The sequence below is a fragment of the Sunxiuqinia sp. sy24 genome (assembly GCF_052677165.1).
This window is the reverse complement of record NZ_JBQYLH010000013.1, coordinates 64,982-78,263: the sequence shown is the minus strand read 5'-3', so window position 1 is coordinate 78,263 and position 13,282 is coordinate 64,982. Positions and strand designations below refer to the sequence as shown.

At 43.5% G+C, this 13,282-nt stretch carries 13 protein-coding genes; 8 read left to right on the top strand and 5 right to left on the bottom strand.

The annotated features are described in order from the left end of the window. Positions 1 to 49: 49 nt before the first annotated feature. From ACUNWA_RS12360 to ACUNWA_RS12345, 4 genes are all read left to right on the top strand, one after another. Positions 50 to 661 carry a GNAT family N-acetyltransferase gene (locus ACUNWA_RS12360; protein ID WP_445592225.1) on the top strand — a complete coding sequence of 204 codons (612 nt, stop codon included), beginning with the start codon at positions 50 to 52 and terminating at the stop codon, positions 659 to 661. A 178-nt stretch (positions 662 to 839) separates the two neighbouring features. Next, positions 840 to 1,079 carry an acyl carrier protein gene (locus ACUNWA_RS12355; RefSeq protein ID WP_445592224.1) on the top strand — a complete coding sequence of 80 codons (240 nt, stop codon included), beginning with the start codon at positions 840 to 842 and terminating at the stop codon, positions 1,077 to 1,079. Between the two features lie 131 nt (positions 1,080 to 1,210). Next, entirely contained in the window at positions 1,211 to 2,023 is an 813-nt protein-coding gene (locus ACUNWA_RS12350; RefSeq protein ID WP_445592223.1) for a mechanosensitive ion channel family protein, read from the top strand. A 15-nt stretch (positions 2,024 to 2,038) separates the two neighbouring features. Continuing rightward, on the top strand, positions 2,039 to 2,935 hold the full coding sequence (locus ACUNWA_RS12345) for a DUF3078 domain-containing protein (RefSeq protein ID WP_445592222.1): 897 nt from the start codon (positions 2,039 to 2,041) through the stop codon (positions 2,933 to 2,935). Positions 2,936 to 3,352: 417 nt separating this feature from the next. Here ACUNWA_RS12345 and ACUNWA_RS12340 read toward each other — a convergent pair whose 3' ends face one another. The 3 genes from ACUNWA_RS12340 to ACUNWA_RS12330 are packed head-to-tail and all read right to left on the bottom strand — an operon-like array spanning position 3,353 to position 4,327. Continuing rightward, on the bottom strand, positions 3,353 to 3,559 hold the full coding sequence (locus tag ACUNWA_RS12340) for an RNA-binding S4 domain-containing protein (protein ID WP_445592221.1): 207 nt from the start codon (positions 3,557 to 3,559) through the stop codon (positions 3,353 to 3,355). A 9-nt stretch (positions 3,560 to 3,568) separates the two neighbouring features. Continuing rightward, entirely contained in the window at positions 3,569 to 3,922 is a 354-nt protein-coding gene (locus tag ACUNWA_RS12335; RefSeq protein WP_445592220.1) for an MmcQ/YjbR family DNA-binding protein, read from the bottom strand. A gap of 42 nt (positions 3,923 to 3,964) precedes the next feature. Beyond that, positions 3,965 to 4,327, bottom strand: coding sequence for a YraN family protein (locus ACUNWA_RS12330; protein WP_445592219.1), 363 nt, complete (start codon positions 4,325 to 4,327; stop codon positions 3,965 to 3,967). Positions 4,328 to 4,451: 124 nt separating this feature from the next. Here ACUNWA_RS12330 and ACUNWA_RS12325 point away from each other — a divergent pair, with 124 nt between their 5' ends. The 3 genes from ACUNWA_RS12325 to ACUNWA_RS12315 are packed head-to-tail and all read left to right on the top strand — an operon-like array spanning position 4,452 to position 10,002. Further along, positions 4,452 to 5,687: a TolC family protein gene (locus ACUNWA_RS12325; RefSeq protein WP_445592218.1), complete on the top strand. Its 1,236-nt coding sequence runs from the start codon at positions 4,452 to 4,454 to the stop codon at positions 5,685 to 5,687. Positions 5,688 to 5,698: 11 nt separating this feature from the next. Continuing rightward, complete coding sequence (locus tag ACUNWA_RS12320; protein ID WP_445592217.1) at positions 5,699 to 6,901, top strand: efflux RND transporter periplasmic adaptor subunit; 1,203 nt, start codon at positions 5,699 to 5,701, stop codon at positions 6,899 to 6,901. Between the two features lie 17 nt (positions 6,902 to 6,918). After that, the gene (locus ACUNWA_RS12315; protein ID WP_445592216.1) at positions 6,919 to 10,002 is read left to right on the top strand and encodes an efflux RND transporter permease subunit; all 3,084 of its coding nucleotides are present in this window, start codon (positions 6,919 to 6,921) and stop codon (positions 10,000 to 10,002) included. A gap of 55 nt (positions 10,003 to 10,057) precedes the next feature. Here ACUNWA_RS12315 and ACUNWA_RS12310 read toward each other — a convergent pair whose 3' ends face one another. Beyond that, positions 10,058 to 10,960 (bottom strand): S66 peptidase family protein, encoded by a 903-nt coding sequence (locus ACUNWA_RS12310; protein WP_445592215.1) that lies wholly within the window; start codon positions 10,958 to 10,960, stop codon positions 10,058 to 10,060. Positions 10,961 to 11,074: 114 nt separating this feature from the next. Between ACUNWA_RS12310 and ACUNWA_RS12305 the strand changes: the two genes are divergently transcribed. Continuing rightward, positions 11,075 to 11,725 (top strand): NADPH-dependent F420 reductase, encoded by a 651-nt coding sequence (locus tag ACUNWA_RS12305; RefSeq protein WP_445592214.1) that lies wholly within the window; start codon positions 11,075 to 11,077, stop codon positions 11,723 to 11,725. An 88-nt stretch (positions 11,726 to 11,813) separates the two neighbouring features. Here ACUNWA_RS12305 and ACUNWA_RS12300 read toward each other — a convergent pair whose 3' ends face one another. After that, positions 11,814 to 13,190, bottom strand: coding sequence for a tryptophanase (locus ACUNWA_RS12300; RefSeq protein WP_445592213.1), 1,377 nt, complete (start codon positions 13,188 to 13,190; stop codon positions 11,814 to 11,816). Positions 13,191 to 13,282: the final 92 nt, after the last annotated feature.

Here is a 13,282-nt window from a genome sequence, read left to right as displayed (position 1 = left end):
TATGTTGCTGTTGTCTTCAGCGGTAGCACAAATATAATTAATCTTGGGAGTGTCACGAAACGGAGATCTGAACGCTTTCGAAAGGACGTTTCATAAAAATAAGTATCTTGACGGCTCTATGGAAAGGCTGATTGTAAGTTCGAAAATAGCTTTGGAACCGTTGAAATTCTCCCACGCATTTCAAGTGTTTCAGGCGATTGATCAAAACCGCGCGTTTTTGTCACCCTGGCTTCCTTTTGTGCAGGATACCGAAACACAAGAGGATACCGAAGCTTTTATTCAGTCGATTATTGCCGTGCCGGCGAAAGATCGCGATGAGGTGTTTGTTATTTGGTATGAGAATCGCTTTGCCGGATTGATTGGATACAAGGACACCGACCGTATTAACCTCAAAACAGAAATCGGCTATTGGCTTATCGAAAATAGGACCGGAAAAGGAATCATTGTTTTGTCAACTCAGGCCTTAATCGAGTTTGCTTTTTCTCATTTGGGAATGAACCGGATTGTTATTCGCTGTGGAGTGGGTAATCTGAAAAGTTCAGCTGTTCCCAAACGGCTTGGTTTTCAGCTTGAAGGCGTAGAGCGGGATGGAGAGAAACATCAAGCAAAATACATTGATTTAGAAATCTACAGCTTGCTTCGGAAAGAATGGTCTAAGTGACTGTAAGTTTCCGTGTTAAACTTGAAACATCCGAAGTTAAATTATCTTCCTGATTTTTTCAATTCTCAAAAACTATTTTAATCTTTGAATCGTTTAGTACTTTATTCGATTTTTTTATATTTGCGATGAATTTATGTCCTTAAGCCAGAGAACAATTGGGCATGAAACAAAATTAAACATGATGGAAAACAAGACAATTAGAAGGACCTTGTATCGGGTTTTAAGGAAAACGGGTGTGCCCAGAAGGGAGATTGAGCTGAATGCAGCCTTTGATGAAGACTTAAATTTCGATCACGTCGATTGGGCATTGTTCCTTTTTTATTTGGAAGAATGTTTTAAAATCAACGTGAAGGATGAAGAGATTTCTCGCATGCACCAAGTGAAAGATACTTTGACCATGATGGAAATGATAGCATGATATTGGGTATAAATAAGTAGTTGAAATTAATAGAAGACGACCTTTGGGTCGTCTTTTTTTTGTCTTTTTGGTTTATTTCGGGCAAGTGTTGTAAATTGATCACTATTATGAAACTCTAAATTCGTCAGATTATGGATTATTTACAGCAAGGTTCTGAGTGGTTGACCGAAATGGCCGTTCTCTATGGTATTAAGTTGATTTCGGCAGTGATAACCCTTTTGGTAGGACTATGGATTATTAATGTTATTTCGAATGCTTTTTCGCGCTTGATGGATCGAAAGAATGTTGATGTTTCTCTTCGAGGCTTTCTGAAAAGTATGTTCAGTATCGTATTGAAAATTTTATTAGTGGTCTCCGTTATTGGTATGATGGGCATTCAGATGACCTCATTCATTGCTATTCTTGGTGCTGCAGGCTTGGCTATTGGTATGGCTCTTTCCGGTACCTTGCAGAATTTTGCAGGCGGTGTTATTATTCTCATCATCAAACCGTTTAACGTAGGTGATTACATTGAAGCCCAAGGGTATGCCGGAAGTGTTCGGGAAATCCAGATCTTCAACACCATTTTGAAAACACCCGATAATGTGACGATTATTATTCCCAATGGTGGCTTGTCTACCGGGTCGGTCAAAAACTATTCTACTGAAGCACGTCGCCGGGTCGATTTTGTTTTTGGTGTTGCCTATGGCGATGATTATGACCAGGCCAAGTCTGTGATTACAAGGTTGGTTGGAGCTGATTCCCGGATTCTAAAAGATCCTGCTCCGTTTATTGTATTGAGCGAATTGGCCGACAGCTCGGTGAACATTACTGTTCGGGTGTGGTCTGAAGCCACAGATTATTGGGGCGTAAAGTTTGATTTGACCGAACAAGTATACAAAGAATTCCCAAAAGCCGGATTGAATATTCCCTTTCCACAAATGGATGTTCATGTTCAAAAATAATGAAGTTCAATTTTTATGAAGACAATCTTTTCTGTGAAGCAATTATTAAGTTTATTTCTACTTCTTCCATTCATTGGCTTTTCACAATCGGCCAGCGATACAACAAAAGTATGGACAAAGGGTGGCACAATTTCGGTCAATTTCTCTCAGGTTTCGCTCACCAATTGGGCGGCAGGAGGAAAGAGTTCAGCCTCGGGAACGCTGCTTTTCAATGTCTTTGGCAATTATGAGAAAGATAATTTGAGCTGGGAGAATGGTCTTGATTTGGGGTATGGACTTTTGAAAGAAGAGAGTGACAAGGCCGTGAAAACGGATGATAAAATTGACTTGAGCTCGAAACTAGGACTGAGACCGTCATCCGAAAGTAAAATATTTTATACGGTCTTGTTTAATTTTCGGACACAAATGACTGATGGTTATAAATATCCGGATACAGAAAAGGTCATTTCGTCCTTTATGGCGCCTGGTTATTTTACCTTAGCCTTGGGTGCCGACTATAAGCCAAATGACAAGTTCTCGCTTTTTGTCTCGCCGCTGACCGGAAAAATGACCGTCGTTACCGATGAGGCTCTATCCGAGGCTTATGGCCTTGACCCAGGCAAGAAAAGCCGCTCGGAACTGGGAGCTTTTATCAAAACCCAATTTAAAACTACGGTTGTGAAGAACGTCAGCCTGGAAACGAAGTTGGACCTGTTTTCGAATTATCTGGATACGCCCCAAAATATTGATATGCATTGGGATGTTTTCGTGAATATGAAAATCAACGATTATCTATCGGCAAATTTAATTACAAACATGATTTATGACGATGATGTGAACATCGCTATTGAGAAAGATGGGGTGGTTGTTGAGAATGGTCCCCGGGTTCAGTTTAAGCAATTATTTGGGGTCGGATTGAGTTTGAAGTTCTAAAAGGAGGTATAAAATGGCACGATGTTCCCTTTTGTATTTTACAAAATAATTTCGTTCATGAGTCAAGAAGGGCTGTTTTGGGTCTAAAAGTGCCAGTTCATATAATGTAGGTTGAAAAACTTGTTTAATTGGTGCTTCTTGATGTAAATTTGAATGAATTCAAGGGGGTCAAATATCGTTAAACCTTTTCTTCTAACTCTCTTTTATTTCTCTCTTAAGCACACAAGCATTTCGAGCCGGCGAATTCTCGCCGGCTTTCTTTTTTTAGGACTTCAGCTCTTATTTTAATAGGTAATAGGATTCCGATCGATAGAGCCTTTTAAGGCAGATCAATTTTGTCTCGACTGTTTCCTGTGGCTTTCATCTTCTTAAGGAAAACCTTAAATTTTTGTATTTTACATTTAGGTCGACCTCAGGCTATTTTACAAGAATTGTTTGTCCTTCAAATTCAATTTGATCTCCAACTCGTATTTTAGCCCGTTTGCGGTATTCTACTTCGCCGTTTAAACTAACCAGCCCATCTTCAACCACAAGCTTGGCAATGCCACCCGATTCAACCAGGCGTAGCAACTTCAGGAGTTTAATCAGTTCAATGTATTCTGTCTGCAATTCAAATTCGATCATCTGTTGATTTTAAAGTTGTGATAATTCGTCTTTTTGTTTTCTGCTTAGTTTTTCAACAACCAGCGTGTAAGAATGGTCGATCCATTCCTGAATTTGTCGATCGGAGACTGAACCATCTACCAATACCGTGTTCCAGTGTTTTTTATTCATGTGGTAGCCAGGTAAAACACAACGGTGTTGTTCCCTTAGTTCAATTGCTTTTTCGGGTAAGCACTTTAAGTTAATACTCAAATCGCTTTCCAGATCGGTCAACGCGTATATTTTCCCCACGACTTTAAAAACCAAGGTGCTTTCGTCGAAAGGGAACTCTTCGGTTGTGCCTGATTTTGAGAGGCAATAATTTCTCAATTCTTCAATGTTCATCGTATTCTTTGATGGGTCAAAAATAAGATTTAATGATCAATTTCAGGCTGTTGGGTAAAAGGCGTCTTTAAAGTGCTCCAGCTCAAAGTCTTGTCCATGAAAAATAATCGAAATCACATCGAAACGGGTGTCCCGCTCACTGTCTTGCTCCAGGATATAGGCTTCGGCAGCGTTCACCAAAAAACGGATTTTCTTATTACTGATAGCTTCAGCAGGATGCTCATAGCTGTCGCTACCCCGGGTTTTTACTTCTACAATGACAAGTTCATCCTTATCAAGCGCTATGATATCGATTTCGTAGTAATGATGTCGCCAGTTGGTTTCCAGTATTTGATAGCCCAGAGTGCGTAAATGCTCCTGGGCCAACTCCTCTCCTTTATTTCCAGTTTCTTTTTGAAGGCTCATGACAGAAAGATTTTAAGCAAGTTAAGTGAATGGAATTGAATAGCAAAATCTGTAAATTAGTTACAAAACAATTTTTAGTATTGATTGTCTTGTAAAATAAACATTTGTTCTCATATCAATTGCCATGCTTAAACTACTAACGATCTTATTTTTATTATGCGCTGCTGTTACCAATGGGCAGGAAAGCCTGTTAGTACTTCAGCAAGCCGTTGATTCAGCCCTGTTAAACAATCCGGATCTGAATCAAGCCAAAGCGCTGCTGAGCCAAAAGGAAAATGAGTGGCGAACCCTTACCGGCATTGAGGCTCCGGAAATCAGCTATTTTGAGGAGGGAATCAATTCTCGGGCTGCCAAACCATTTGAAGAGCGTCGATGGACGATCTCGCAGTCGGTCGACTTTCCGCTGACCACAATCTATCGTATAAAAGGCGTAAAACAAGAAGCCAAAGCCTTAAGTTTTAGGGTTAGAGCTTTGGAAAAAGAAATTGAGTCGCAGGTGAAATCGCGCTACATCGAAGTTTTGTATGCGCTGCATTTGCAGGCGCTTGGCAAGCAGCAACGCGAATTGGCCGATGAACTGTATAATGCGGCGTACACCCGGTTCGAAACGGGGATGGGTAATGGGATGGAGTTGTTGAATGCTGAGTTGCAGGTTGCCGAAGCCCAGAATGTGTTGAGCGAGTCCAGCCGGTTGCTACATCAGGCGCGCTATAGTTTGTTTTACCTGATGGGGCTTGAAATCGCTGAAATTAATTATCAGATTCAATTCTCGGATACCTTAAGTAGCAAAGTGGTTGAAATAAAGCAGATTCAAGCGTTGGCTGTTTTGCAGGAACAACCGCTTTATGTTGCTGCTTTGTATGACTATCAAGCTTCGCAAAATAAGTTGAAGGAAGCCAAGAGCAATATACTCCCCGATATCAGTTTCAACCTTTATAAGCAAAATTATGGCGATGGATTTAGTTTCAATGGTTTTGAAGTGGGCTTAAGCATTCCCATTTGGCTTCCCTTTGAACAAAAAGGTAAAATACGGATGGCCGAAGCGCGGCAAACCGAAGTCGAGTGGCAACAAAAGTCGATTGAGTTGGATATGAAACAGCAAATTGAACATGCCTGGCATAGCTATGAAAGTAGCAAACAGATCATTGATCGGTACAATGAAAGCATGAGTGCCAAGTCGCAAAAGCTGCAACAGCTGAGTTTGAAAGCTTACCAGCTTGGGGAAATTGATTTGTTGAATCTTATTAATGCGCAGCAAACCTATTTGATTAATCAGAAACGTTACCTCTCTTCCTTACGCGATTATTATTTGCAATTGGCGCAGTTGGAGAAATTTCTTGACCAGGAGTTAGTCTACTAAACACATACATCATGATAACAAAAAAACGTTTATATCCATTAATCATGCTCTTCTTGTTTCCGCTATTGTGGTACAGTTGTTCCGATGATAAAACGAACAAGGGGGCTGCTGTTCAAATTGAAGAAAGCCCGCCCTCCGTTTCAGGAAAGCCAGAAGGGAAGTTAATTATCCAACTTTCAGAAAAAGAAAAAGAGGAGTTGAAAATCGTGACTGCCTCGGTAAGCAGTACTATTCAGAATTATAGCTTGTTGGTTCCTGGCGTTGTTTTTCCGGCATCGGGCTATGTCAGTATTATCAGTACACCTCTCGATGGGCGGCTTAGTGCGGTGCTGGTTAGTGATGGAGACCCAGTCAGAAAGGGGCAGGAGCTCTTCAAAATTGAAAGCCTGGTTTTTGGTAATCTTGTGGCTGAATATTTACAGGGGCTGGCAGAAGAGCGTTTTCAGACCACCCGTTTGGAGCGCCTGAAGCAATTGGTTGAACAATCCATCAGTTCGAAATCGGAATTGGACCGGGCGATGTCCGACTATCAACGAGCTTCTGCCGCATCCATTGCTGCTGTAGCTAAGTTGAAAGCTATTGGGGTTCCGGATCACGAAATTGAAGCCTTTAAAAGTGCTGAAAATATTGATCCAAGTCTGAAAATTCATGCGCCTATTGCCGGAAAGTTTGATCAGCGGATGGTTGAATTGGGGCAATCGGTTAATGCCCTGGAAAAGCTAGGACGAATTATTGATACCCAAAAAGTGTTGATTCGGGGATACCTTAGCCCGGAAGATGCCCGTTCGATTCAAACCGGAGACTCGGTTCAGATTGGTCGTCGTGACAATGACCAGCTGGGAATTGCAACGGTGGTGAGTTCTGTTAATCCCGGGCTGGACGAAGAAAACCGGTCGGTGGTGGTCAACGTGGAAATTTATCCGGTTGATGGCTGGCCTAAGCCCGGTGAAAATGTGCGGATGGAGATTGCAACCAGCTCGTTGGGTGAAGTGTTTGCCGTGCCTCTGAAGGCCGTGACTTACGATGGCAATCAGGCGATTGTTTTTGTTCGGAAAGATGATCGCACTTTCGAGAAACGAAGGATTGAAATTGCAGAAATACGTGATCAGTTGGCCATTGTTAGCGGAGGAATGCAGAATGACGAAGAAGTTGCCATCTCGCAGGTCTTTAGTTTGAAGGCGCTTTCACGCTTTGAGTTGATAACCGAAGAATAAATAAATCCACTACGATCATGCTCAACCATATTATAGAATTTTCAGTCAGACAAAAATTTGTAGCCCTTTCCTTAGTCCTCCTGATGGGGGCGGCCGGGGTATTTTCGTTGCTGCGAATACCCATCAACTCGCTGCCCGATGTTACTCCTGTGCAGGTATTGGTGATTACCAAAGCCGGGCGTTATTCGCCTTACGATGTTGAAAAATTGGTTAGTTACCCTATTGAGACGGCCATGAACGGACTGCCTGATGTGAAAGAAGTACGTTCCATTTCCCAGTTTGGTTTGTCAGCGGTAACTGTTGAATTTGAAGAAAATACCGATATTTATTTTGCTCGCCAAATGGTCAGTCAGCGCTTGCAATCTATTAGTGATGAGTTGCCTCCCGATGTTTCAACACCTCAGTTGGGGCCCATTTCAACCGCGCTGGGTGAAATCTATCAGTATGAAGTGAAAGGAGAAAATTATTCGCTCACTGAACTTCGCGAGATTCAGGACTGGCTGATTGCTCCACAGCTGAAAATTGTCAAGGGTGTGACCGAAATCAATTCTTTCGGGGGATTTGTCAAGCAGTACAATGTCATCATCCAGCCGGGTAAAATGAGCAATTATGGTATCGGTATTCAGGATATCATTCAGGCTATTGAGCAAAACAACAGCGTGTCGGGCGGGAACTTCCTGGAACATAACCGTGAGCAATATATTGTCCGTGGCTTTGGTCAGATTAATAAAAAAGAAGATATTCTCAATATTGTGGTGACCAAGCTCGATAATAAGCCGGTTTTTATCAAAGATTTAGCAGATGTGGAGTTGGGAACGCAAATTCGGCAGGGTGGTGTTACGCGAGATGGGCAAGGAGAGGTGGTAACCGGAATTGTGATGATGCTGCGCGGAGGAAACGGACGGGAAGTGATTGCTGAAATTGAAGCGAAAATAGCAGCTGTCAATCAAAATTTACCCGAAGGGGTGATGATTGAGAAATTTTACGACCAGTCGGATTTAATTGAACGAACTACCGGGACCATTACCACCAATCTGATTGAAGGCGGGTTTTTGGTGATTGTTGTTCTGCTGTTGTTGCTGGGCGAATTTTCCGGGGCAATCATTGTGGCGATGGTTATCCCACTTTCAATGTTATTTGCTTTTATTGGGATGCGCGAATTTGGTTTGGCTGCCAACCTGATGAGTTTAGGTGCGATCGACTTCGGAATGGTCGTTGATGGCTCGGTCGTGATGGTTGAAAACATCATTAAACGCCTTCGCCAAAATAAGGGCGACCAAAACTCTGACGAGGTGATCATTAAGGCGGCCAAGCAAGTTGCTCGCCCAATCTTTTTCGGGGTGCTTATCATCTTGATGGTGTATGTGCCTATCATGACTTTCAGCGGGATGGAAGGTATTCTATACCGACCGATGGCGATTACGGTGGCCGCTGCTGTTCTGGGATCGCTGTTGCTGGCACTGGTGTTTATTCCCTCCATATCAGCCTTGATTTTTAAACGGGGGGTCAAACCACGGAAGAATTGGCTTGTCAACTGGTTGCAACCCATTTATCAGCGCTTTTTGGAGCGCAATATCCAAAAACGAGTCATGATTTTAAGTGTGGCTCTTATGGTTTTCGCGCTGTCGATGGTGGTGATGTTGCGCTTGGGAAGCGAGTTCTTGCCTGAGCTGGAGGAGGGGTCTATTTTAGTGGAACAGGTTCGTATGCCCTCGGTTACGCTTGAAGAATCGATCGAAAATGCCAACTGGCTGGGGGGACAATTGATGAAAAATATTCCGGAGATTAAAACGGTGGTTCCCAAAACCGGACGATCAGATTTAGCTAACGACTGGATGGGCGTTCATCAAACCGATGTGTGGGTGGTTTTGAAAAACCCGGATGCATGGCGAGCAGGGATTACCAAACAAGATATTATTGCAGAAATTGAACCTTATTTGAAAACAGAACCGGGGTTGGCCTACAATTTCACTCAACCCATTGCGATGCGGGTAGACGAGTTGACCAGTGGTGTAAAATCAGACCTGGCTGTGAAGATTTATGGCGAAGATTTAGAAGAACTAAGCCGAATTGGAGAGTCGATTTCGCAATTGGTAACGGGACTGGAAGGGACCGATAACTTTTTTATTGAGCAGGCAATCGGGCAGCCTTATCTAACCATTGAAATTGACCGAGAGGCTGTAGCTTCCTTTGGGTTGAATGTAGATGAAGTGCAGCAAGTGATTGAGGCTGGTATTGGAGGGCAGGTGGCTGGCCAGGTTTATGAAGGGCAGCGGCGTTTTGATATCTTAGTTCGTTACCCGGAAGATATTCGTAAGCAATTGCAACAGATTCAGCAAATTCCGGTGCCTTTGTCCAATGGGCAATTCATCCCACTGAAAAGGGTGAGTCAGATTATTGCACAGGAAGGGCCACGCGAAATCCAGCGTGAGAATGGCTGGCGCCGGCTGATTGTTGGTGTCAACATTAAAAATATTGATATTGGTACTTATGTTGGTCAGCTGCAGCAAGCTATTCGTGAGCAGGCAGCTGTTCCGCCGGGCTATTTTATCGAATATGGTGGGACCTTTGAAAATCAACGGCGCGCGATGAATCACCTTTTGCTGGTGGTTCCATTATCCTTGTTTATTATTATCGGCTTGTTGTACCTCAATTTCGGAAACATGCGCTATGCCATGATCATCTTGTTAAACCTGCCATTTGCGTTGTCTGGTGGCGTATTCCTTTTGTGGGTGAGGGGCTTGTATTTATCGGTTTCGGCAAGTATTGGTTTTGTTGCCTTGTTTGGTGTGGCGGTACTCAACGGCATTGTATTGCTCGACCACATCAATGAAGTGCGCAAGGAGAGTAAAAATTCGCTTAAAGAAACGGTTATTGCCGGAGCAACAGACCGCTTGCGACCGGTTTTAATGACGGCTTTGGTGGCCAGTTTGGGCTTTATTCCTATGGCCTTCAATTCCGGTCCGGGCTCTGAAGTACAGCGCCCATTGGCGACCGTGGTGATTGGAGGTTTGATTACCTCCACTTTGCTGACACTCCTGGTGCTACCAACCATATACTTATGGGTGGAAAAGAGAAAAAAAGCAACCAAGTACGACTGAGGTTAACTCATTAAAGTCATAGATGAAAAGGGAATCTGATTGCAGGTTCCCTTTCTTATATTGTTTCCAGTACGGCCATTTCTATGTCAACACTTAAATGATGTTTGGCGCCAAACACAAGCGGTAAGTTGCGGTCAATGTGGCCTGCCGGGAAATCAAAGCAAATGGGGTAGTGGTAGTCCTTTACGGCATCACAAATGATTTCCGGGGCTGTTTGTCCAAAGGGTGAATCGTTGTCTTTCATCTCGGTAAATCCCCCAAGAATAAGGCCGCTAAGATTCTTTAGTTTGCCAGCCAGTTTCAGGCTGTGCATAATTCGATCGAGGTGATAGAGGTATTCAGACAGGTCTTCAATAAATAAAATATTACCATCCGTTTTTGGTTCCAGTGGCGTGCCCATCAGGCTGTATAGGATGGACAGGTTTCCGCCAACGAGTGAGCCGGAGGTTTGGCCAGCCCGATTCAATGGATGGCTGGAAACGGTTATGGCTGAGTGCTTGCCTGTCAAAGTTTCTATAAGTTTGTCAAAGCTTTCTGTTGGCTGATTATCTTTCAAGTAGAAGCCGGGCATAGCGCCATGTATGCTGCAAAAGCCTTCCTGTTGAAGTCGGGCGTGCAGCACCGTAATGTCGCTAAAACCAACCAGCCATTTCGGGTGTTTTCGAAAAGCAGTAAGGTCGATCCGGTCAACAAGGCGAATGGCTCCATAGCCACCCCGAGCGCAGATGATGGCTTTGCAATGCGGGTCGTCCAGTGCTTGTTGCAGGTCGTTCAGACGATTTTGATCGGTTGCAGCAAATTGAAAACAGTAATTAAAGACATGATCGCCTGTGATTACCTCAAAACCTTGCTGGCTGAGTAAATTCACTCCGTCCAGTATTTTCTCTTTCACTACTTTTCCTGCCGGTGCAACAATCCTGATCCGGTCTTCTGCCTGCAAAAAATCGGGTTTCAACATGGGGCTCGAATTTTATTTGAAGGTACAAATCTTCCGGAAAGTGCGAAAACCAAATCTCGAAATAAAGCGTATTATCAATAACATGATCAGTATTAATTATTTAGGCGAAAAGTAATGAGAAAACAAGTAGGTATTTTAGGATCAGGAAGTGTTGGCCGGATGCTGGCTGATGGCTTTTTAAAATATGGTTATGAGGTTAAAGTGGGAACACGCGACAGACTTCGGCTGGCGCATTGGCTGAAAGAGGCTGGAGAAAAGGCTTCGGTTGGTTCATTTGAGGATGCTGCCCACTTTGGCGATTTGGTTGTGTTAGCGGTTAAAGGTAGCGCGGTGGAGTTTGTGCTTGATTTGGCAGGAGCGGCTTCCCTGCGCGGAAAAACAGTGATTGATACCTGCAATCCAATTAGCGATGATCCACCGATTCATGGTGTCTTACACTTTTTTACGAAAATGAATTTTTCGCTGATGGAGCATCTGCAGGGAAAATATTCACGGATTCATTTTGTTAAGGCGTTTAGCTGTGTGGGCAATGACTTGATGGTTAATCCTGATTTTGAAGAAGGCAAACCGACCATGTTTATCTGTGGTAATAATGAAGAGGCCAAGAATCAAGTAAAAGAGGTGTTGGATCTCTTTGGGTGGGAAACGGCCGACATGGGCAAAGCAGAAGCTGCACGAGCTATTGAGCCGCTTTGTATGCTCTGGTGCATTCCTGGGTTTCGGAACAATGAGTGGAGTCACGCTTTTAAGCTACTGAAAAAATAAGCCTGATTTGGACCTCAGTCCTAATCAGGCTATCTGTTTAGCGGTTTTTACATTGGAAAAGACATTCTTTTATAGTCTGCTTCATGTTTTATTTTCGTTTCAGTTTTACTGTAAAATGGCGCATAATAGGCGCTTCTTCTACAATTCGGAAGCCTCTGGTAATTTGATCTCGTCGGTCAAAAATGTTCTTCAATCCGGCTGCTACAACGTCCATGTGATTATTGGTATAGGTTCGACGCGGAATGGCCAGGCGCAAAAACTCCAGCTGCGGATACCGGTTGGCTTTGGTTAGCGGATCGCGGTCGGCCAGCAAGGTCCCCACTTCCACACCTCTTACTCCGGCTTCCAAATAGAGTTCAATTGCCAGTGTTTGAGCGATGTATTCTTCTTTCGGAACTTGTTGTAAAAAGCGTTTGGCATCAACAAAAACAGCATGTCCTCCCAATGGTTTCTGGACCGGAATACCCAGTTCAATCAGTTGGTTACCCAGGTAGTGAACTTGGCGGATTCGGTTTTCAAGGTATGCTCCGTCGGTGACTTCTTCGAGACCAATGGCCAGTGCATTCATGTCGCGTCCGGCCATTCCACCATAGGTGATAAAGCCTTCAAACATGATGTTGTAAACCGTAGCTTGCTGATACCAATCTTCGCGGCGCATGGCCAAAATACCACCAATATTTACAATCCCGTCCTTTTTACTGCTCATGGTCATACCATCTGCATATTGGTACATCTCGGTCACTATTTCGCAAATACTTTTGTTTTGGTAGCCCGCTTCACGATTCTGAATAAACCAGGCATTTTCGGCAAAACGAGCGGAGTCGAAGATGACCGGAATCTGATAATGATCAGCCACTTCCCTTATTTCTCGCAGGTTTTTCATCGATACCGGTTGACCTCCTGAACTGTTGCAGGTGAGAGTAACAATAATCATAGGAATCTGCTCCCGTGGGTGTTGTTCCAGAACCTGCGTGAGTTTGTCTATCGATATATTGCCCTTAAACGGATGCATGCCGTTGGTGTCAAAAGCTTCATCAATAGTGCAGTCTATGGCTTTGGCCTTCCGGAACTCGATGTGTCCTTTGGTGGTGTCGAAGTGGGAATTTCCCGGAACAAGCTGTCCTTCTTTTACCAGCACGGAGAAAAGTACATTTTCGGCTGCTCTTCCCTGGTGAACTGGCAGAAAGTAGTCGAAGCCGAAGATTGATTTGACTTTCTCCTTGAGGTGAAAGTAAGAAGACGAACCGGCATAACTTTCGTCACCGGTCATCAAAGCGCCCCATTGACGGTCACTCATCGCACCGGTTCCACTATCGGTTAGCAAGTCAATAAAAACCTGATTACTTTTTAAATTGAATAAATTGTAATGGGCCTGATGAATCCATTTTTCGCGTTCTTCGCGGGTGCTTCGGTAGATGGGCTCTACCATTTTTATTTTATAATTTTCTGCAAAAGGTAAATCCATTTCTCAATTAGTTTGATTTATAGAATACGATAAATTCAATTAGACTAACAGGAAATGAAAAGCATCACGGTTTTTGATGTTTTTGAATCGGT

Coding starts and splice junctions, on each gene's coding strand:
- ACUNWA_RS12320 (WP_445592217.1), top strand. CDS start 5,699: ATGATAACAAAAAAACGTTTATATCCATTAATCATGCTCTTCTTGTTT.
- ACUNWA_RS12325 (WP_445592218.1), top strand. CDS start 4,452: ATGCTTAAACTACTAACGATCTTATTTTTATTATGCGCTGCTGTTACC.
- ACUNWA_RS12330 (WP_445592219.1), bottom strand. CDS start 4,327: ATGAGCCTTCAAAAAGAAACTGGAAATAAAGGAGAGGAGTTGGCCCAG.
- ACUNWA_RS12350 (WP_445592223.1), top strand. CDS start 1,211: ATGGATTATTTACAGCAAGGTTCTGAGTGGTTGACCGAAATGGCCGTT.
- ACUNWA_RS12340 (WP_445592221.1), bottom strand. CDS start 3,559: ATGATCGAATTTGAATTGCAGACAGAATACATTGAACTGATTAAACTC.
- ACUNWA_RS12315 (WP_445592216.1), top strand. CDS start 6,919: ATGCTCAACCATATTATAGAATTTTCAGTCAGACAAAAATTTGTAGCC.
- ACUNWA_RS12300 (WP_445592213.1), bottom strand. CDS start 13,190: ATGGATTTACCTTTTGCAGAAAATTATAAAATAAAAATGGTAGAGCCC.
- ACUNWA_RS12355 (WP_445592224.1), top strand. CDS start 840: ATGATGGAAAACAAGACAATTAGAAGGACCTTGTATCGGGTTTTAAGG.
- ACUNWA_RS12305 (WP_445592214.1), top strand. CDS start 11,075: ATGAGAAAACAAGTAGGTATTTTAGGATCAGGAAGTGTTGGCCGGATG.
- ACUNWA_RS12345 (WP_445592222.1), top strand. CDS start 2,039: ATGAAGACAATCTTTTCTGTGAAGCAATTATTAAGTTTATTTCTACTT.
- ACUNWA_RS12335 (WP_445592220.1), bottom strand. CDS start 3,922: ATGAACATTGAAGAATTGAGAAATTATTGCCTCTCAAAATCAGGCACA.
- ACUNWA_RS12310 (WP_445592215.1), bottom strand. CDS start 10,960: ATGTTGAAACCCGATTTTTTGCAGGCAGAAGACCGGATCAGGATTGTT.